Annotated in this window: 20 protein-coding genes; 9 read left to right on the top strand and 11 right to left on the bottom strand. The window is 63.6% G+C overall.

Features of this window, described 5'->3' with window-relative positions:
* Positions 1–38 precede the first annotated feature (38 nt).
* From JQ624_RS12065 to lpxB, 5 genes are all read left to right on the top strand, one after another.
* Positions 39–287, top strand: a complete 249-nt coding sequence (locus tag JQ624_RS12065) for a hypothetical protein (protein WP_249129755.1) — start codon at positions 39–41, stop codon at positions 285–287.
* Between the two features lie 238 nt (positions 288–525).
* Positions 526–879, top strand: a complete 354-nt coding sequence (locus tag JQ624_RS12060) for a hypothetical protein (RefSeq protein ID WP_212419103.1) — start codon at positions 526–528, stop codon at positions 877–879.
* Positions 880–1050: 171 nt separating this feature from the next.
* Positions 1051–1854: an acyl-ACP--UDP-N-acetylglucosamine O-acyltransferase gene (gene lpxA, locus JQ624_RS12055; protein WP_212419102.1), complete on the top strand. Its 804-nt coding sequence runs from the start codon at positions 1051–1053 to the stop codon at positions 1852–1854.
* Positions 1855–1873: 19 nt separating this feature from the next.
* Complete coding sequence (locus JQ624_RS12050; RefSeq protein WP_212419101.1) at positions 1874–2731, top strand: LpxI family protein; 858 nt, start codon at positions 1874–1876, stop codon at positions 2729–2731.
* 23 nt (positions 2732–2754) lie between these two features.
* Positions 2755–3918 carry a lipid-A-disaccharide synthase gene (gene lpxB, locus JQ624_RS12045; RefSeq protein WP_212419287.1) on the top strand — a complete coding sequence of 388 codons (1164 nt, stop codon included), beginning with the start codon at positions 2755–2757 and terminating at the stop codon, positions 3916–3918.
* 197 nt (positions 3919–4115) lie between these two features.
* Here lpxB and gltA read toward each other — a convergent pair whose 3' ends face one another.
* A complete protein-coding gene (gltA, locus tag JQ624_RS12040) occupies positions 4116–5420 on the bottom strand; it encodes a citrate synthase (RefSeq protein WP_212419100.1) in 1305 nt (434 codons plus the stop codon).
* Between the two features lie 159 nt (positions 5421–5579).
* Positions 5580–7004, bottom strand: coding sequence for a glutamate--tRNA ligase (gene gltX / locus JQ624_RS12035; protein ID WP_212419099.1), 1425 nt, complete (start codon positions 7002–7004; stop codon positions 5580–5582).
* A 143-nt stretch (positions 7005–7147) separates the two neighbouring features.
* Here gltX and JQ624_RS12030 point away from each other — a divergent pair, with 143 nt between their 5' ends.
* Together JQ624_RS12030 and JQ624_RS12025 are read left to right on the top strand one after the other, a co-directional pair.
* Positions 7148–8830, top strand: coding sequence for a glutamine--tRNA ligase/YqeY domain fusion protein (locus JQ624_RS12030; RefSeq protein WP_212419098.1), 1683 nt, complete (start codon positions 7148–7150; stop codon positions 8828–8830).
* Positions 8831–8839: 9 nt separating this feature from the next.
* Positions 8840–9244: a nuclear transport factor 2 family protein gene (locus tag JQ624_RS12025; RefSeq protein WP_212419097.1), complete on the top strand. Its 405-nt coding sequence runs from the start codon at positions 8840–8842 to the stop codon at positions 9242–9244.
* Positions 9245–9973: 729 nt separating this feature from the next.
* Here JQ624_RS12025 and JQ624_RS12020 read toward each other — a convergent pair.
* From JQ624_RS12020 to JQ624_RS12005, 4 genes are all read right to left on the bottom strand, one after another.
* Positions 9974–10330, bottom strand: coding sequence for an Mth938-like domain-containing protein (locus tag JQ624_RS12020; RefSeq protein WP_212419096.1), 357 nt, complete (start codon positions 10328–10330; stop codon positions 9974–9976).
* Between the two features lie 426 nt (positions 10331–10756).
* Positions 10757–12187, bottom strand: coding sequence for a type I glutamate--ammonia ligase (gene glnA / locus JQ624_RS12015; protein WP_212419095.1), 1431 nt, complete (start codon positions 12185–12187; stop codon positions 10757–10759).
* Positions 12188–12301: 114 nt separating this feature from the next.
* Positions 12302–12484, bottom strand: a complete 183-nt coding sequence (locus JQ624_RS12010; protein ID WP_212419094.1) for a hypothetical protein — start codon at positions 12482–12484, stop codon at positions 12302–12304.
* Positions 12485–12663: 179 nt separating this feature from the next.
* Complete coding sequence (locus tag JQ624_RS12005; RefSeq protein ID WP_249129754.1) at positions 12664–12939, bottom strand: hypothetical protein; 276 nt, start codon at positions 12937–12939, stop codon at positions 12664–12666.
* A gap of 136 nt (positions 12940–13075) precedes the next feature.
* On the opposite strand from JQ624_RS12005, the gene JQ624_RS12000 reads away from it, so the two are divergent.
* Positions 13076–15373, top strand: coding sequence for a ComEC/Rec2 family competence protein (locus tag JQ624_RS12000; protein ID WP_212419093.1), 2298 nt, complete (start codon positions 13076–13078; stop codon positions 15371–15373).
* Between the two features lie 67 nt (positions 15374–15440).
* On the opposite strand, the gene JQ624_RS11995 is transcribed toward JQ624_RS12000, so the two are convergent.
* The 5 genes from JQ624_RS11995 to JQ624_RS11975 all read right to left on the bottom strand — a co-directional run bounded on the left by JQ624_RS11995 (position 15441) and on the right by JQ624_RS11975 (position 19346).
* Positions 15441–15749, bottom strand: a complete 309-nt coding sequence (locus JQ624_RS11995; RefSeq protein WP_409334321.1) for a hypothetical protein — start codon at positions 15747–15749, stop codon at positions 15441–15443.
* Positions 15750–15754: 5 nt separating this feature from the next.
* Positions 15755–16171, bottom strand: a complete 417-nt coding sequence (locus tag JQ624_RS11990) for a hypothetical protein (protein WP_212419092.1) — start codon at positions 16169–16171, stop codon at positions 15755–15757.
* Between the two features lie 240 nt (positions 16172–16411).
* Positions 16412–17113: a transcriptional repressor LexA gene (lexA, locus tag JQ624_RS11985; RefSeq protein WP_212419091.1), complete on the bottom strand. Its 702-nt coding sequence runs from the start codon at positions 17111–17113 to the stop codon at positions 16412–16414.
* A 224-nt stretch (positions 17114–17337) separates the two neighbouring features.
* Positions 17338–18549 carry a gephyrin-like molybdotransferase Glp gene (gene glp / locus JQ624_RS11980; RefSeq protein WP_212419090.1) on the bottom strand — a complete coding sequence of 404 codons (1212 nt, stop codon included), beginning with the start codon at positions 18547–18549 and terminating at the stop codon, positions 17338–17340.
* A gap of 170 nt (positions 18550–18719) precedes the next feature.
* A complete protein-coding gene (locus tag JQ624_RS11975) occupies positions 18720–19346 on the bottom strand; it encodes an HAD-IA family hydrolase (protein WP_212419089.1) in 627 nt (208 codons plus the stop codon).
* 180 nt (positions 19347–19526) lie between these two features.
* Here JQ624_RS11975 and JQ624_RS11970 point away from each other — a divergent pair, with 180 nt between their 5' ends.
* The gene (locus JQ624_RS11970; protein WP_212419088.1) at positions 19527–19829 is read left to right on the top strand and encodes a hypothetical protein; all 303 of its coding nucleotides are present in this window, start codon (positions 19527–19529) and stop codon (positions 19827–19829) included.
* Positions 19830–19843: the final 14 nt, after the last annotated feature.

Genomic DNA, 19843 nt, shown 5'->3' with positions numbered 1-19843 from the left:
TACAACCGACGTCTTCCTGATGTCGTTGTTCACCAGCGATGGCGAACCCTGACGGCAAGAACGCCAAGGCCGGACGCGCCGTGCGCAATCTGGTGAACGCGCCTCCGAAAGCCGGCGTCAATAATCTGGCGGTGACGCACAAGACCAACGTCGCCGACGCCTTCGGCAAGGAATTTGCCGGTATCCGCGAAGGCGAGGCGCTCGTCTACAAGACCAGCGCCTCGGACCCGGCCGCCCTGATCGCGCGTGCGCAGGTGAGCGAATGGATCGCACTGGCGGGCAGCTAGAGAGGTCTTGCGGGGGGCAGTTGCCTGCGCGCAGGGCGCCGTTTGCGTGAGCTGTCGCCGCGCATTGTCGGCAACGGTCAGGCGTGACTATACGCTGGTATACTCGACAATGTCCGATCGTTGACAGAGCATGTGCTCCGTCACTCCGTGCGGCCATGCCGTCAGCGTGAGCATGGCGCATTGGAACTTCGGTCCGTCGACTGACTTGTAATTTCCGGTGGCAGGTCGAGATAGTCGCATGAAACGCCTGAAAACCGCCGGTGCGTTGATCGCCTTAGCCGCTGTTTTCGCGGGAAGTGCAACGGCCCGTGATGATGGCCGCTACGCCAACTCCCCGCTCAAGCCCTGGTTCGACAGCCTCAGAAGCGCGAAGGGGCTGTGCTGCTCGGATGCCGACGGCTCCGTTGTTTCCGACGTCGATTGGGAATCGAAGGACGGTCATTATCGCGTCCGGCTCGAGGGCCAATGGATCGACGTGCCCGACGATGCCGTCATCACCGTGCCAAATCGCGCCGGCCGAACCATGGTTTGGCCTGTAAAAGGGGCAACCGGGATTTCGATCCGGTGCTTCCTGCCCGGCAGTATGATCTAGCGACTGTTTATCCCGACTTTCGCCATGGGAATCAGGCCGCTGGCTGGAGGATTTGCAGCCGGACGCGCCGACATACGGCGTAACCATACGTCACTGGACAGCGTTGGTACGTCGCGCTAACCACCCGAAAACGCGAGATATTCGCGTCCAATCGATGGGCTGGGCTGCTTGATGGGTACGATCGATCCAACCGCGCGGGTTGAGGATGGCGCTGTGATCGGCGAGGGGACGACGATCGGTCCCTATTGCATTATCGGCCGCAACGTCGTTATCGGCGCCAACTGCAATCTGATCGCGCATGTTCACATCACCGCGCAAACCACGATTGGCGCCGGCTGCACGATCTATCCGTTCGTCTCGCTCGGCACCCCACCGCAATCGCTGAGCTACAAGGGTGAACTGACCCGGCTCGAGATTGGCGCGGGCTGCACTATCCGCGAATCCGTCACCATGAACGCCGGCACGGTTGCCGGCGGCGGCGTGACGCGGGTCGGCGAGCGCGGCTACTTCATGAATTGCAGCCATGTCGGGCACGATTGCCAGGTCGGCAATGACGTAATTTTTGCGACCTCCGCCACGCTCGGCGGTCACTGCGAGATCGGCGATTTCGTCTTCATCGGCGGGCTGTCGGCCGTGCACCAGTTCACGCGGATCGGACCGCAGGTGATGGTCGGCGGCGTCTGCGGCGTGCGCGGCGACATCATCCCGTTCGGCCTCGTCAACGGCCAGTACGCTGCTCTCGAAGGGCTCAACATCATCGGCATGAAGCGGCGCCAGTTCACCAAGGAGCGGCTGGCGAAAGTGCGCGCGTTCTACCAAAAACTGTTTCACGGCCCCGGCATCTTTGCCGAGCGGCTGAATGTGGTGCAGGAGCTCGCTGGCGAAGATCCGGCGATCGCTGAAATCCTCGCCTTCATCGCGCAAGGCAAACATCGCGCGCTTTGCCTGCCCGCCGGCGACGGCAACAAGCATTGATGACGGGATCGCCGCAGCCATGATTTCAGCGGCTTCTGACATTTCTTCGCCGGTCGGCGTCATCGCAGGCGGCGGCGCCATGCCGTTCGCGGTGGCGGAGTCGCTTAGCCAGCGGGGGATCGCGCCGGTGCTGTTCGCGCTGCGCGGCGCCTGTGATCCGGTGCGCGTCGGGCGCTTCCGCCATCACTGGATCTCGGTCGGGCAGCTCGGCCGCGCCACAAAACTGTTCCGCAGCGAGGGCTGCCGCGATCTGATCTTCATCGGCACGCTGCTGCGCCCGGCGCTGTCGGAAATCCGGCTCGACTGGGGAACGATCCGCGTTCTCGGCCGCGTCTGGGCGGCATTTCGCGGCGGCGACGATCATCTGTTGTCGGGGATCGGCCGCATCCTCGAACAGGACGGTTTTCGGATGGTCGGCATCCGGGATGTCGCCCCCGACATCCTGATGCCGGAGGGAAATATTGCGCGCGCCATGCCCGATCCCGCTGCCGTTGCTGACATCGCCAAGGGGCGGCAGGTGCTCGGCGCGCTTGGGCCCTTCGACATCGGCCAGGCTGTGGTCGTGATCGACGGGCACGTGGTGGCGGTCGAGGACATCGAGGGCACCGACGGGCTGTTGGCGCGCGTGGCGCGGCTGCGCGAGGCCGGGCGCATTCGCGCCAAATCCGGCCGCGGTGTGCTGGTGAAGGCGCCGAAGAGCGGCCAGGATTTGCGCTTCGACCTGCCGGCCGTGGGCGCTAAAACCATCGAGGGCGCAGCCCGGGCCGGGCTCGCCGGCATCGCCGTGATCGCCGGCCATACGATTGCCGCGGAGGCGCAAGCCATGATCGAGGCCGCTGACAGCGCTGGCCTGTTCATCCAGGGTCTGCCCGCGTGACGCCGTCTCGCGCCACCGCCGGGATGGAGCGGAGGATATTTCTGATCGCGACGGAAGAGTCCGGCGATCGCCTCGGCGCCAATTTGATGAAAGTGCTGCGCCAGCGCCTTGGCGACGGGGTGCGGTTCGAAGGCATCGGCGGCCGCGCGATGGCGCGCGAAGGCCTGGAGTCGCTGTTTCCGATCGAAGAGCTCTCGATCATCGGGCTCGCCGCCGTCGTCAAGGAACTGCCGAAGATCCTCGGGCTGATCAAGGAAACCGCTATCGCGGTGACGGAAGCCGCACCGGATATTCTCGTCATCATCGACAGCCCGGACTTCACCCACCGCGTGGCGAAGCGCGTTCGCGCCAAGGCCCCCAGGATTCCGATCGTCAACTATGTGTCGCCTTCGGTCTGGGCGTGGCGGCCCGGCCGGGCGCGCGCGATGCTGAAATATGTCGATCATGTGCTGGCGCTGCTGCCGTTCGAGCCCGAGGCCTATCGCAAGCTGCACGGGCCGCCCTGCACCTATGTCGGCCATCCCCTGACCGAGCAACTGGCTTCGCTGCGCCCGAGCGCCGATGAAGCGGCGCGGCGGGCGCAATCGCCGCCGGTGCTCCTGGTGCTGCCGGGAAGCCGGCGCAGCGAAATCCGCCACCACATGGCGGTCTTCGGCCAGGCGGTCGCCCGGCTGCAGGAGCAGGGCACAGCGTTCGAACTGGTGCTGCCGACCATGCCGCATCTGCAGGAAGCGGTCGTGGAGGCGGTGAAGACCTGGCCGGTGCAGCCGCAGGTCGTGATCGGCGAGCAGGAGAAGCGGGCCAAGTTCCGGATCGCGCACGCGGCGCTGGCCAAATCCGGCACGGTGACGCTGGAACTGGCATTGGCCGGCGTGCCGATGGTGACGGCCTACCGGACCGGTACGGTGGAAGCCTGGATCCTGCGCCGCGCCATCAAGGTGAACTCGGTGATATTGGCCAATCTCGTGATCGGCGAAAATGTCATTCCCGAATTCCTGCAGGAAGATTGCACCCCGGAAAAGCTCGCCGCCGCGCTGCGTGAGGTGCTCGGCGACAGTGACCTGCGCCGAAGGCAACTGGAGGCTTTCAGAAAGATCGACGGGATACTTTCGACCGGCAACCAGCCGCCCAGCGCCCGTGCCGCCGATATCGTGCTGGCGACGATGTGGCAGGCGCGGCGGGGGTAGTCGCCAGACCCTCATGGTGAGGAGGCGCGCAGCGCCGTCTCGAACCATGAGGCCCCACTGTTGCCATTCATCCTTCGAGACGCCGCTGCACGGCTCCTCAGGATGAGGTCTGACACCGTGGCGCGTCCGTTTTAAAATGAGAGAAGCCGGACGCGACGATCGCATCCGGCTTTCAGGATTCCTGTAAGCGACGTCGCTTACTTCCGCTTGTCCATCGCCACGTAGTCGCGGCGCGCGACGCCGGTGTAGAGCTGGCGCGGACGGCCGATCTTCTGCTGCGGGTCCTCGATCATCTCGCTCCACTGGCTGATCCAGCCGACGGTGCGGGCGACCGCGAACAGCACGGTGAACATCGAGGTCGGGAAGCCCATCGCCTTCAGCGTGATGCCCGAATAGAAATCGACGTTCGGATAGAGCTTGCGGTCGATGAAGTACTGGTCGCTCAGCGCGATCTTTTCCAGTTCCATCGCGACGTTCAGCATCGGATCGTTGCCATGGCCGGTCTCGGCCAGCACGGCGTGACACATCTTCTGCATGATCTTGGCGCGCGGATCGTAGTTCTTGTAGACGCGATGACCGAAGCCCATCAGGCGGACTTCGCTGTTCTTGTCCTTCACCTTCGCGATGAATTCCGGAATCTTGTCGACCGAACCGATCTCCGCGAGCATGGCGAGTGCGGCTTCGTTGGCGCCACCATGGGCCGGGCCCCACAGGCAGGCGATGCCGGCGGCGATGCAGGCGAACGGGTTGGCGCCGGAGGAGCCGGCGATACGCACCGTCGAAGTCGAGGCGTTCTGCTCGTGGTCGGCGTGCAGGATGAAGATCTTGTCGAGCGCGTCAGCCAGCACCGGGTTGATCTTGTAATCCTCGCAGGGCACCGCGAAGCACATGTGCAGGAAGTTCTCGGCGAACGAGAGCGCGTTCTTCGGATACATGAAGGGCTGGCCGACGGTGTATTTGTAGGCCATCGCGGCCAGCGTCGGGACCTTCGCGATCATGCGCATCGAAGCGATCATGCGCTGCTTCGGATCGTTGATGTCGGTGCTATCGTGATAGAACGCGGCCAGCGCGCCGACGGCGGCGACCATGATCGCCATCGGATGGGCGTCGCGGCGGAAACCCTGGAAGAAGCGGGCCATCTGCTCGTGAACCATGGTGTGATGGATCACGCGGCTGTCGAAATCCTGCTTCTGGGCAGGCGTCGGAAGCTCCCCGTAGAGCAGGAGGTAGCAGGTCTCGAGGAAGTCGCCCTTCTCGGCGAGCTGCTCGATCGGGTAGCCGCGGTATTCCAGCACGCCGGCGTCGCCGTCGATATAGGTGATCTTCGACTGGCAGCTGCCGGTGGAGGTGAAACCGGGGTCGTAGGTGAACATCCCGGCCTGGGCGTAGAGTTTGGCGATGTCGATGACATCCGGCCCCACCGTGCCGCTGAGGATCGGGAAATCGTAGGTCTTGTTACCTACCGTGAGCGTTGCAGTCTTGTTGCTGGATTTTGCGTCCATCGTGAATCCCCGATGAAATCGTTACGAAAAACCGCGCCGACCCTGGTGCCATTTCGCGGCAGCAGCAAGGGAAGCCGGATTGTCTTGAAGCGGCGTCAAAGGCGTAGCTTATTGCCCTGTGCACTGCAAGATGGCCGCGGCCCCCCATATGGTAGGGGCTTAATTGGCCGCCTGATCGCCCAGACGGGCCAGGCATTCCTCCCGCCCCAGGACCGCCAGAACATCGAAAATTCCCGGTGAAGTCGTGCGTCCGGTCAGCGACACCCGGAGCGGCTGGGCGACGGCGCCGAGCTTGAGGTTGTTCTGCTCTGCGAAATTCCGCATGGCGGCTTCCGTGGTCTCGGCACGCCAGTCGGTGACGGTCTCGAGCGCGGTCCGGAGTTGGCCGATCAGGATGCGGGTCTCCGGCGTCAGCAGGGCGGCGGCCTTCGGCTCGATCGCAAGCGGACGGTCGGCAAAGATGAAGTAGGCGCCCGATATCAGCTCGATCAGGGTCTTGGCGCGCTCCTTCAGGCTCGGCATAGCGCGAAGCAGTTGGCCGCGCGTCGTGTCGTTGAGCTTTGCCTTGAGCTCAGCGCCTTCGGGGACGTAAGCCAGCACGCTCTCGAACTGGGACACCAGTTCACGGTCGTCGGCCTGGCGGATGTAGTGGCCGTTGAGGTTCTCCAGCTTGGCGAAATCGAACCGCGCCGCGGAGCGCCCGATCGCGGGCAGATCGAATGCGTCGATCATTTCCTGCGTCGAGAAGATTTCCTGGTCGCCATGGCTCCAGCCGAGCCGGACCAGGTAATTGCGCAGCGCCGCCGGCAGATAGCCCATGGCGCGGTAGGCGTCGACGCCGAGCGCGCCGTGGCGCTTCGACAGTTTTGAGCCGTCCGGCCCGTGGATCAGCGGGATGTGGGACATGTTCGGGATGTCCCATCCGAGCGCGTCGTAGATCTGCTTCTGCCGTGCGGCGTTGATCAAATGGTCGTCGCCGCGGATGACGTGGGTGACGCCCATGTCGTGGTCGTCGACCACGACAGCCAGCATGTAGGTCGGGTTGCCGTCGCCGCGCAGCAGCACGAGATCGTCGAGATTCTCGTTCTGCCAGACCACGCGGCCCTGAACCTGGTCCTCGATCACGGTCTCGCCGGTCTGCGGCGCTTTCAGGCGGATGGTCGGCTTCATGCCGGCCGGCGCCTCGGAGGGGTCGCGGTCCCGCCACAGCCCGTCATAAAGGCGGGTGCGGCCCTCGGCGCGCGCCTTCTCGCGCATCGCGGTCAGTTCCTCCGCGGTGGCGTAGCACCGGTAGGCCTTGCCGTTGGCCAGCAGTTGCTCGGCGACCTCGCGATGGCGGGCGGCGCGGCTGAACTGGTAGATGACGTCGCCGTCCCAATCGAGTTCGAGCCATTTCAGGCCATCCAGGATCGCTGCGATGGCAGGCTCGGTCGAGCGCTCCCGATCGGTGTCCTCGATCCGCAGCAGCATCTTGCCGCCGCGCTTTTTGGCATAGAGCCAGTTGAACAGCGCGGTACGGGCGCCCCCGATATGGAGGAAGCCGGTGGGCGAGGGGGCAAAGCGTGTGACGACGGAATCAGTCATTACCGGGGCGGGGCCTATGCTTGAACGGCCGTGGTGTATAGCAGGAACGGTGCATAACTAAAGCCTTAGCCCAGGGCAAAGTAGGCTTGGCTCACAAGGGCGAATTTGGCAGAAGGTTCGCCAATCCCTAACAGGAACTCAGGATGACCACAGAACCGGTAGCGGCAGAGGCGGGACGCGATTTCATCCGCGACATCGTGCAGGCCGATCTCTCCTCGAAAAAGCATAGCCGGATCGTGACCCGATTCCCGCCGGAGCCGAACGGCTATCTGCACATCGGCCATGCCAAGTCGATTGCCCTGAATTTCGGCATCGCGCAGGAATTCGCCGGCAAGTGCCATCTGCGCTTCGACGACACCAACCCGACCAAGGAAGAGCAGGAATATATCGATTCCATCCAGGCCGACGTGCACTGGCTCGGCTATGACTGGGGAACCGATCTCTATTACGCCTCTGACTATTTCGACCGCCTGTACGACTGGGCGGAAGGTCTGATCGAGTCCGGCGATGCCTATGTCGACGACCAGTCGCAGGAGGAAATCCGCGTTAACCGCGGCACGCTGACGGAACCCGGCAAGAACTCGCCGTTCCGCGACCGCACAATGGAGGAGAACCTCGATCTGTTTCGCCGCATGAAGGCCGGCGAGTTTCCGAACGGCACCCGCGTGCTGCGCGCGAAAATCGACATGGCCGCCGGCAACATCAACCTGCGTGACCCCGTGCTCTATCGCATCCTGCATGCCGAGCATCCGCGCACCGGCACCAAATGGTCGATCTATCCGAGCTACGACTATGCCCACGGCCAATCGGACGCCATCGAAGGCATCACGCATTCGATCTGCACGCTGGAATTCGAGGACCACCGGCCGCTCTATGAATGGCTGCTTGAAAAACTGCCGGTGCCGTCAAAACCGCGCCAGTACGAATTCGCCCGGCTGAACCTGACCTACACGCTGCTGTCGAAGCGCGTGCTGACTCAGCTCGTGCGTGATGGCCACGTGTCGGGGTGGGACGATCCGCGCATGCCGACCATTGCCGGCTTGAGGCGGCGCGGCGTGCCGCCGGCCGCGGTGCGCGAATTCGTCAAGCGCATCGGCGTGGCGAAAGCCAACAGCGTGGTCGATGTCGGCATGCTGGAGTTCTGCATTCGCGAACACCTCAACAAATCAGCGCAGCGGCGGATGGCGGTGTTGCGGCCCTTGAAGGTCGTGATCGAGAATTATCCGGAAGGCCAGGTCGAGGAGCTCGAGGCCGTCAACCACCCCGACGACCCTTCGGCCGGCACGCGAAAAATTTCGTTCGGCCGCGAGCTCTATATCGAGCGCGACGATTTTATGGAGAACCCGCCGAAAAAGTTCTTCCGCCTGTCACCGGGCAACGAAGTGCGGCTGCGCTACGCCTATTTCGTCAAGTGCACCGGCGTCATCAAGAATGATGCAGGCGAAGTCGTCGAGCTGCGGTGCACCTACGATCCCGCGACCAGGGGCGGCAACGCGCCCGACGGCCGCAAGGTCAAGGCCACCATGCACTGGCTGTCGGCCGCGCAGTCGGTGCCGGCGGAAATCCGCGTCTATAATCAGCTGTTCGCGAACCCCAGCCCGAGTGCTGCGAATTTCGCCGCCGACCTCAATCCGGAGTCGCTGGAAATCCTGCCCGACGCGCGGATCGAGCCATCCGTCGCCGCAAGCAATTCGAGCGAGGTGATGCAGTTCGAGCGGCAGGGCTATTTCGTGCGCGACAGGGATTCGGCGCCGGGCAAGCCGGTGTTCAACCGCACGATCGGCCTGCGCGACACCTTTGCGAAGGAAGTCAGCGGGAAGGGGTGAGATCCAGCGATGGGATCCTCCGAGCGTAGCGGGACCGACGACATCGTCTCCGGCATCATGGGGAAATGGGCGGCGGCGTTCAACAAGCTGGACGCCAGCGCGCTCGCATCGCTTTACTCACGAAACGCGTTCTTCTTCGGTTCGAACCCGACGTTCTACCGCGGCAATGACGGCGTGCAGGCTTATTTCGACGCGCTGCCGCGCTGGTCTTCACCGACAGTTCAGTTCACCGATGTCAGGACCGCCCACGCCGCGCCTGACGTGATCAACGTGGCGGGCACCGCGACCTTTATCGTCGATGCGAATGCCGAGCCGCTGCAGGTCAAGATCACTTGGGTGATCATTCGCGAAGCCGGCGAATGGAAGATCGTCAGCCACCACGTGTCGTCGAAGACGCCGCTGATCGAGCAGTAATCGAGCCGCGATTACTTCAGGACGTGGATAATATGACCATTGCAATCCGCGTTTTGATCGTACGATGGGTGGACGACGAGTCCCAGCCGGGAATCGTCGAATGCAGGCTCACCGATCGGTTTGGCAGAGACTGGGTGTTTATGGAGAAAGTGTGCGGTGGTCAGCTCTGCCGCGTTATGCAACGACAGCACTTATCCCGAGTCAGGAGTGATTGGTTGTCACATCATCTGCACTGGCCTCGACGAGAATGGGCAAGAATTTGCCGTAGTTGATACCAAGCAACCTTGGGGTATCCGCGCAGTCAATGGCGACACGCGCTTTGAGGTCTTTGCCGATCAGCTGGATCGAAGCTAACACTTGGTGCCCGCACTTGGCGGGGGCGGGTGATCGTTCGCGAGGACGGCGAATGGAAAATCGTCAGCCATCACGTCTCGTCCAGGACCCCGCTAATTGGCGGGGCGGGTCAGTAGTTTTGTCGAACCAATAGACCCACCCTGTGCTCGCGCCTTCACTTCACTTCATTACTTGGCGCAGGTTTTCTCGGCCGCCAAAGCCGTTTGCGCTTCTGCCTTCGGCCGCGTATGTGGCATGCGGCTCAGGTCAGGACCTCTTGCGGACCTGGACGATTGTGGTTTCCGCTACCGCCCAGACCGCGCGACCAATCGATGTTATCAATGCGCTCTCGGGCCTTTGCTCATGCGCCGCAGCGCAGTCGCGGCCTGGCCCGGTTCAGCAGGTAACGTGAAAAAGGCCGATCTTCTTCGCATGCGAGTTGTTGAACGTATGAATCGCCTTGGGGGTCGGCTGCAACAGGACCGTGCAACCCTTTTTCGCAAAATACGTTTGAGCTTCCGGCGATAGGTGCACATTGCCCATCTGGCCCGAGCCAAGAATTAGCTGCTCGCATCCGTCCTCATAGATAAACTTCGCTTCGTCTTTCGAGAGGACATGCGAGGTGCCGTAGTACTTCTTCGACAGCTTTTTCTTCCGCCTTGCCACTTCGCCGGAGAGACGGATGATCACGTCGTGTTCATAGGTCTTTCCGTCAATCGTGATGGCGCCGAATGTAGTGCGTTCGATCTCCATGACCTGACCCCTTGGCGAGTTGGTTGGGTCCCTAGCGCGGCGTTTGGGGAGTGTCAGGACTTCCGTCTGGACGTGTGACCAACTCGAATATGGCGACATGGGTGTTTTCCACCCAATACTCGAGCGTGTCACCGCAGATCGCGCAGGATGCGTGACCAGTGTGCGGCACCAGGAATTTCTCGTCAGTACGATGGTACTCGGCGCCGCAATTGTTACATCTGACAATTGTCGCCATTTTGGAAGTATGCGCCTCCACTCACCCGTTTTCCAGTATGGATGGCTGCTATATTCAAACTGACCCACTACCGACTACCGAGATTTTTTCAGCCGTTCCTTTAGTTCTCCGGCCGGGAATAAGGTTCCAGTGGTCTGCGCACTAAAGCCGAAGTCCGCGTACGCTTGCGGATTTATGAGTTCACGCCTTAGTTAGATGTCGTAATACAAATGAAACTCGTAAGGATGAGGGCGCAGCCGGATCGGATCGATCTCTTTCTTGCGCTTGTAGTCGAGCCAGGTCTCGATCACGTCGCTGGTGAACACATCGCCGCGGAGCAGGAAGGCGTGATCGCGCTCGAGCGCGTCAAGCGCCTGATCCAGCGATCCGGGGGTCGACTTCACGTCCTTCGCCTCGGCGGGCGGCAGGTCATAAAGGTTCTTGTCGATCGGGCTGCCCGGATCGATCCGGTTGTTGATGCCGTCAAGGCCGGCCATCAGCATCGCGGCAAAGGCCAGATAGGGATTGCAGGAGGGATCCGGCGAGCGAAACTCGACGCGCTTTGCCCGCGGGTTCGGCGAATACATCGGAATACGGCAGCAGGCTGAGCGGTTGCGCTGCGAATAGACCAGGTTGATCGGAGCCTCATAGCCCGGCACCAGGCGCCGATAGGAGTTGGTGGTGGGAGCGCAAAGCCCGCACAGCGCCCAGGCGTGGGTCAAGAGACCGCCGATGTAGTGGCGGCCGAGCTGGCTCAACTCGGCATAGTCGCCCTTGTCGTAGAAAAGATTGTTCTCACCCTTCCAAAGAGACTGGTGAACGTGCATCCCCGAGGCGTTGTCCTCGAACAGCGGCTTCGGCATGAACGTTGCGGTCATGCCGCGCTCGCGGGCGGTGTTCTTCACCACGTATTTGTACATCATCAGATTGTCCGCCATGCGGGTGAGGGTGGTGAAACGCATGTCGATTTCGTTCTGGCCGCCAGTCGCGACTTCATGGTGGTGGGCTTCGATCTGGATGCCCAGCTGTTCCATCGTCAGCACCATCTCGGTGCGGAGAGCCTGCATGCTGTCGGTCGGGGGAACCGGAAAATATCCCTCCTTGGGACGCGGCTTGTGGCCCAGATTTGGCGTTTCCTCCTTGCCGGTGTTCCAACTGCCTTCGCTGGAATCGATTTCGTGGAAGGCGAAATTGATGCCCTGCCCGTAGCGCACGTCGTTGAACACGAAGAACTCCGCCTCAGGGCCGAAATAGCTCGTATCGGCGAGGCCGCTGCCCTTCAGGTAAGTTTCGGCCTTCTGGGCGATGTAGCGGGCGTCACGGCTATAGGGTTGACCGGTCACGGGGTCCCTGATGTTGCAGATCAGGACCAGGGTTGATGCTGGGGAATACGGGTCGAGGAAGGCCGTGGTTGGGTCCGGCACGACCAGCATGTCGCTTTCCTGGATCTCCTGGAAGCCGCGGATCGATGAGCCGTCGAATCCAATGCCTTCGCTGAGAGCGTCGACATTCGCGGCACTCGGCGGCACGGAAAAATGCTGCCACACCCCAGGCAAGTCGGTGAAGCGCAGATCGATCATCTGCACCTTCTCGTCCTTGATCGTCTTCACGAGGTCTTCGGCTGTCGCACACTTCGGAAACATGGCTTCACTCCTGTCATGGAGAGCCGCATCTTGGAGGTCGCGCCGCCATTCGGCCGCGGCGGAGCGGCTTGCGACGGGGCCTGGTCCACGTTCTGCGTTGCCGCGTCGGCAGCTTCAGCTTTGGTGCGGCCCGCGCATGAGCTTCATGGCGTCTTCGATATGCCGCCAGGTTCTGGCCAGTTCGACCTCGCCTTTTGCCTCGAGTTCGATGGCGTTCTGGGCAGCTTCGGCAATGGCCTTGGCGCCATGTGCTTCCAGCAATTGCCGCGCATAGTCGTGGATTTCGATTTCTCGCATGGCGTCATCCTCCGCTCTTTCTGGGCGCAACCGTGAATTCCAGTCGGGCCGAGAGCCGTTGACACCTAGTCAAGCGAACCCAGTGTGCATCCTGCTGCGGCGCACTTGCAAGAGCGCTTTCCGGGCGGTGGGCTGCCGGAACTGGATGGTGGGTTCGCGCGGAGGCTGGCGCCGGCCGCCTAGCAGCCCCGGCAAATGCCGCGCATGGATTTTGCGAGCTGGGCATCCTCCGGCCCCATCGGCTCGTAGGGCTTTGGCTGTGCGGCCTGTTGCGTTTCCAGGGCCTTCTGCCGGGCGGCACGCGCAGTTTCCTGGCGCTGGTAGCAGGCCTCGCGCTCGGACCTCGCCTCGATGAAACGGCATTGTTCGGCCGCAGCCAGCGCTGACGGCAGACCTGATATTGTCAACGCAATCGAAATGCAGGCTGCAAGCTTCACGTGGCGTTTGACCTTCATGCGATCCGGGAGTGCCCGACAAGTGTAGCGCCGGTCGATGTGCATTTCCTCCGGTTTCTGCATCCGTTCCGCTAGCGGCCGGGATGCAGCGTCCGGTAGTCTTATGCTCTCCACGAGATCGTAAGGTGTAACCAGCGTGGCGGAGCAGGGCGACATTTCGGGCCGGAAGCGGGGCTATGCCGGGACCTGGCCGCCGCGCGCGGCGGCGCCAGCCGGGGGCTTCGTACCATCGCGTCCCGCTTTCTGGCCGCCATTGATCGAAACGCTGCGCGCGTGGGCGCGCGCGGAAGCTGGCGCCGGGCGGTTGTTGCCCTGGGTGCCGATCGCGTTCGGCACCGGCATCGCCTTTTACTTTGCTGCCGATCATGAGCCGGTTTTGCCGGTGGCCGCCGTCGTGGCCATCGCGCTATGCGCGGTCGCGGTGCTGCTGCGGCGGCAAAAATTCTTTCCTGTCGCCGTCATGATTGCGGCGGTCGCGGCGGGCTTTGCGATCGCGACCTGGAAGACGGCGCGGATCGCGCATGGCGTGCTGGCGCGGCCGATGTTTTCGGTTTCGTTGACCGGCTTTGTCGAAACCCGCGACATTCGCGAGCGCACCGACCGTTTTGTCCTGCGCGTCGTCACCATGGAAAGCGCGCGCGGATCGACCAAGCTGGAGCGCGTCCGGCTGTCGGTGAAGAAGGGCACCGCGCCCGCGGTCGGCAGTTTTGTCGAACTGAAGGCGCGGCTGTTGCCGCCGCTCATCCCGGTGCGGCCGGGCAGCTACGATTTCAGCCGCGACATGTTCTTCGCCGGCATCGGCGCCTCCGGCTTCGTGATGGGCGCGATCAAGACCGCGGAGGCGCCCGCCACCGGCGGCGGGCTGCGCCTGCGCTATTCGGCCGTGATGCAGGGCTTGCGCGATACAATCGACGCGCGGATCAGGACCACGCTGGAAGGCGACAAGCGCGCGATTGCCACCGCGCTGCTGACCGGGCGGCGCGACGCGATCTCGCCGCCGGTGAACGACGCCATGTTCATCTCCGGCCTCGGCCATGTGCTGTCGATCTCCGGCTATCACATGGCCGTCGTCGCCGGCGTCGTGTTCTTTGCGGTGCGGGCGCTGCTGGCGCTGTTCCCCGCGCTCACCGTCGGCTACGCCATCAAGAAATGGTCGGCGGCGGCAGCCCTCGTCGCTGCCGCGTTCTATCTGCTGCTGTCGGGGGCGGAAGTGGCGACGCAGCGCTCGTTCTTCATGACGGCCGTGGTGCTGATTGCGGTCATGGTCGATCGCCGGGCGATCACGTTTCGCACGCTTGCGGTCGCGGCCCTGATCGTGCTGACGGTGGCGCCGGAAGCGGTGGTGCATCCGAGTTTTCAGATGTCGTTTGCCGCCACGCTCGGCCTGGTGGCGCTGGTGCAGATGGGTATGCCGCGCCTGTTCGCGACCGCCGATCACACCGCAACCGCGCGCGCGGCGCTGTGGGGCGGCCGCGAGATCACGATGCTGCTGCTGGCCTCATTGGTGGCGGGACTCGCGACCATGCCGTATGCGGCCTTTCACTTCCACCGGGTCACGCCATACGGCGTACTGGCCAATCTCGCGGCGATGCCGGTGGTCTCCGCAGTTGTGATGCCAGCCGGGCTGCTCGGCCTCGTCGCGATGCCGTTCGGGTTCGATCGCCTGTTCTGGGCAATCATGGGCGTCGGCATCGACTGGATGATCGCGGTGACGCAATGGGTCGCGGCGCTGCCCGGCGCGGTTGGGCGGGTGCCGGCGTTCGGCATCGGCCCGCTGATTGCGGCAAGCGCAGGCATTATCCTGCTCGGCCTGTTGCGCACGCCGCTGCGCTGGTCGGGCGCCGTGCTGGTGCTGGTGGCGGCGCTGTGGGCGGCGAGGGTGCCGCAACCGGATATCCTGATCTCCGCCGACGGCCGCCATGTCGGCGTCCGCGGCGCGGACGGCCGGCTGCATCTGATGCATGCGGTCAAGGGCTCCAGGGATACCTTCCTGCTGAAGGAGTGGCTGGCGGCGGATGCGGACGCGCGCACCGCGGCTGACGCGTCGCTCACCGCAGGCGTCTCGTGCGACGATTTTGGCTGCGTGATGCAATCGGCTGGCGGCGCTTTGGTCGCGCAGGCGTTCAGGCCCGAGGCGCTTTCGGACGATTGCGAGCGCGCCGCGCTCATCGTGACGCTGCGGCAGGCGCCCGCTTCATGCGCGGCGTCCGTCATCGATGCCGACCGGCTGCGGCGGCAGGGCGCGATGGCGTTGCGGCGAGGCGGTGAGGGATTTGTCGTCGAGGCGGCTAAACCCAGAGGGATCGACCGCCCGTGGTCACCGGCGATCGCCGACGAGAGCGAGGCGGACGCCGCCGTCCTGGCGCCGCGTGTGGTGCCGCCGCGCGCCGTCGACGCCACGCCGGCCGAGGCCGACCTTCAGGCGGAGGAATAGACGAACATAGCGTTTTCGAGCGAAGTGGAGCCGGTTCGCGTAAAGAAAACGCGTCATTAACAAAAAACTAGTGCTCGTCGAGCGAGGGACTGGCTGGTATTTCGAATGCGCCCAGATGAAACTCCTCAGGCGCATCGGGCTCCGACGGCAGGCTGACCAGCGTGAACGACGCCTCGGGGAATTGCTGCCAGATCGCGAGATCTTCGGCCGTGATGGTGAGCCAGCCGTACCGGAACATGTACCGTCCCGGCTCCGTGACGCGTCCGGCTTTTTGCCATGTAACCTTGTTGACCACCGACTGCCCCTCGGTGCCGAGTTTCTCGAAAAACGATATCACCGTGATCCGCCGGCTTGAACCGGCGGATCGCATACCCATTGCGTTTATCCGGTCACGATGGATTCGGCCGGTCGAGCTTCCGTCACCTTCGCCGCACGTTCGCCATCGGTCACCGGCAATTGCAGCACGGTCGCGCGCTGGCCTTCGCAAAGCTGCGTCACCAGCACGTGGCTTCCGTCAGGAAATTCGATCGCGTCGTGGTGGCGGTCGGTCACTTCGGGTTCGATCTGGTTGAACTTGCCGACCCGCCAGTCGGTGGTGCGCGTCCAGATCCATCGGTTGTCGTATCTGACGTCCTCGGCGAACGCCAGTTCAGTGCCGGGAAGCATGCAGACCGCCACTGCTGGCTCGCGTTCCGACGCAAAGCCGCGGGTCGATGTACCGCGGAATGTCGTGGTGATCAGCGTCTCGCCGACCTGGGCTGGCCGCGTCGCCACAGCATGCAGGCTATAGTCACACATCGGATGGCTCCCTCGTTTGAGATAGCTGACCCGTGTCTGGAAGGAGGCACAGGCCTCTATCAGAGTGGACTTGGCGCAGAGTCTTTTCTTGTTTCTGGGCATTTCTGCGACTAACGCACTGCGCTTAAATCACAAACGCGATAACGCAGTTTGGTTCCGGCCGCGCCACAAAAAACCCCGGCCGAAGGCCGGGGCGGGATTGGCGGGATTGTCGTGGCGGTCACGTCCGCACTCGGCCGGTCAATACTTGCGGTACAGCCCGATCAGTTTGCCCTGAATCCGGACCCGGTTCGGCGGCAGGATGCGGACTTCATAGGCGGCGTTGGCCGGCTCCAGCGCAATCGAGGCGCCGCGGCGGCGGAAGCGCTTCAGGGTTGCTTCCTCCTCGTCGATCAGCGCCACCACGATATCGCCGGTGTCGGCGGTCTCGTTGCGCTGGATCAGCGCCATGTCGCCGTCGAGAATGCCGGCGTCGACCATGGAATCGCCGCGCACTTCGAGCGCGTAATGTTCGCCGGAGCCGAGCATGTCAGGCGGCACGCTGATGGTGTGGCTGCGGGTCTGCAGCGCCTCGATCGGCGTACCGGCGGCGATCCGGCCCATCACGGGGACGGCGACCGGGCGATTGCCGTCGTCCTCGGTGGCGGGCGTGCTCATGGAGCGCTTTCCGAGCGTGCCTTCGATGACGCTCGGTGTGAAGCCGCGGCGGCCGTTGCCGGCGGCCGCGAGCTCCGGCAGCTTGATGACTTCGATGGCGCGGGCGCGGTTGGGCAGGCGGCGGATAAAGCCGCGCTCCTCCAGCGCCGTAATGAGGCGGTGGATTCCGGATTTCGAGCGCAGATCGAGCGCGTCCTTCATCTCGTCGAAGGAGGGCGGTACGCCGGCTTCTTTCAGCCGTTCATTGATGAAACGCAGAAGTTCATACTGTTTGCGCGTAAGCATCGCGAGCAATCCCCCGGTTGGCGTCGTCTTTCGGTCCCGAATCGTCAGGGTCCATCGCGGGAGTCCCCCAAAACTCCCAACCATAGACACTAGCGGTCGAAACAAATCATGAACAGACACTATATGTTCGATATGTGTTCTGCAACCACTTAATTTCAGGTGAACGCATTGCGGCTTCGGCCCAACGCAGGCTTCCAGCCACGCTCAGGACGCCGTTTTGGGCGTCATTCCGGCAGCCGGAGCAGCTCGCAACGCGAACCCTTCGCCGCTGATGGCGCGAACGGCGGACGTATCACAAGTGCCCGTGCCGCAGCGAGATTCCCGAGCAGCGACGAGTCCTGGTGGTTCACCGGCACCGCGATCAGCGTGCCGTCCTCGCGCGCTTCGAGGCGTGCCCGAAGATAGTCTTCGCGCTGGTCGTTGGCGGCGAGATCGCGCCCCAACAGGGCGCTTTCGCGCGGATGATGGATGGTGTCGCGGCCCGATAGCGCACGAATCAACGGCACCAGAAACAGGAAGCCGCAGACATAGGAGGAGACGGGATTGCCGGGCAGGCCGATCACCCGCATCGCGCCCAGCCTGCCGTGCATCATCGGCTTGCCCGGCCGCATCGCTATACGCCAGAACGCCATGGCCGTGCCCTCGGCCTCCAGCGACCGCTTGACGAGGTCATGGTCGCCGACCGAGGCGCCGCCCATGGTGATCAGGATATCTGCTTCAAGCTCGCGCGCCCGGCGGATGCCTTGCGCGGTGGCGGCGACCGTGTCGGCGGCGATACCGAGATCGACGACCTCGGCCCCTTCCGCCCGCGCCAGCGCCCGCAGCCCGTAGCCGTTGGAATAGACGATCTGGCCGGGGCCGGGGGTGGCGCCGGGCATCACCAGCTCGTCGCCGGTGCCGAGGACGGCGACTTTCGGGCGGCGGTGCACCGCAAGCTCCGGATAGTTCATGCCGGCGGCGAGCGACAAATCGCGGTCGGTGAGGCGGCGCCCGCGCGTGAGCAGCACGTCGCCCTCGCGGAAATCGACGCCGGCGGCGCGGATATGCCGCCCCGGAACGGCGGCTTCCGTGATGGTGAGGCAATCGCCGTCGATCGCCGTGTCCTCCTGGATAATGACGGCATCGGCGCCCTCAGGGATTACGCCGCCGGTGAAGATCCGCACGGCTTCGCCTTTGCCGACCTTGCGCTCGAACGGGCGGCCGGCGGCGACCTCGCCGATCACCCTTAGCCGTGCCGAGAGATCGGCGGCATCTGCCGCGCGCACCGCGTAGCCGTCCATCGCCGACATCGCCTGCGGCGGCTGCGTCCGCCGCGCGGCGACGTCGCGCGCGAGGATGCGATGATGTGCGGCATCGAGTGCCGCGGCTTCCTCGGGCAACGGTTCGGCGCCGGCAAGGATCGCAGCAAGCGCATCGGCGACAGGCATCAAGGCCACGGGCAAACTCCGGCTTCGACGTCATTGCCTGCGACAAACGCGTAGCGTTTGCGCAAGGGAGCAAAGCGACGAAGCAATCCACGCTTTCTTCGTGGCCATGGATTGCTTCCGCCTTCGCTCGTTGAGCTACGGCGGACAAGTCGCTGCGCTCGCAATGACGGTCTCGTCATCTAGATCTCAAGTGCGGTCAGTGCCCTTGCCACGTCATCCATCGATGTCACGTGGATGGCACAAAGGCCGCGCGCCCGCGCACCCTCGATATTGGCGGCCGAGTCGTCGAAGAACAGGATCCGCGACGCCGGCACCCCGATCGCTTTTACCACATGATCATAGGCTTCCGCGTCGGGTTTGCGCAAACCGATGCTGGAGGACAAAAATATCTCGCGGAAATGGCTGAGCACGCCGGCATAGGCCTGCGAGAAATGCGCGACATGGGCCGGATTGGTGTTGGAAAAAGCATAGAGCGGCAGGCGTTGTGCGGCGCCGGCCAAGAGCGGCGCAATACCCGGCATCTCGCCGGTGAAGATCGCGTTCCAGCCTTCCAGGAACTGCGCGTCGGTGAGGCCGATGCCGAGCGACTGGCGCAGGCCCGAAAAGAACGCCGCGTCGTCGATCCGGCCGGTCTCGTGATGCTTGAAACTGTCGTTGACGACAAAACGCCTGGCGAGCTCGGCGGGCTCGCAGCCCGCGTGCTCTGCCCAGATCGCCATCACGGAATCGAAACTGATGTCGAGCACGACACGGCCGAGGTCGAACAGTAATGCGTCGACGGAGGAGGGGGCTGGCGGCAAATTCATGGCCATCGTTTACAAAACTGGTCAGGCATGGGCAACGGGCGGGACTGATTTCGGCCCGATCCGGCGCTTAAGCCCGTGCGCGAGCTGTGCTATAGCGCTTTCGAGCGAAGCGGATGCCGCTTCTCGCGTGAAGAAAACGCGTCAAAAACAGCGCCTTGGTTCGAAATGGGGAGTGGTGGCATGAAAATCCTGGGCGGAATCTTGGGCGCTACATTTGTGATCGCCTCGCTGGCCGGGCCCGCCTGGGCCCAGACCAGCATTCCCAAATACGGTGAGACCGACAAGACCAAGTCACCTTCGGAAATCGCGGCCGAGAAGGAGGCCGAGCGGGCCTACAAGCGGTCGCTCGGCAACATACCGGAACAACAGAAGAGTACGGACCCCTGGGGGACGGTGCGCAGCGACACCGCGCCGCCGAAAGCAGCCGCCAAGGCGCCGCCGGCCAAGCCGAAGGCCAAATCCGCCGAGGGCGCCACAAAGTAAAAGTAGAAGACACT

The sequence above is a fragment of the Bradyrhizobium sp. AUGA SZCCT0283 genome, assembly GCF_018130385.1.
Lineage (GTDB): Bacteria > Pseudomonadota > Alphaproteobacteria > Rhizobiales > Xanthobacteraceae > Bradyrhizobium.
The sequence above is the reverse complement of the archived record's forward strand: the minus strand, read 5'-3'. Positions and strand labels throughout refer to the sequence as shown.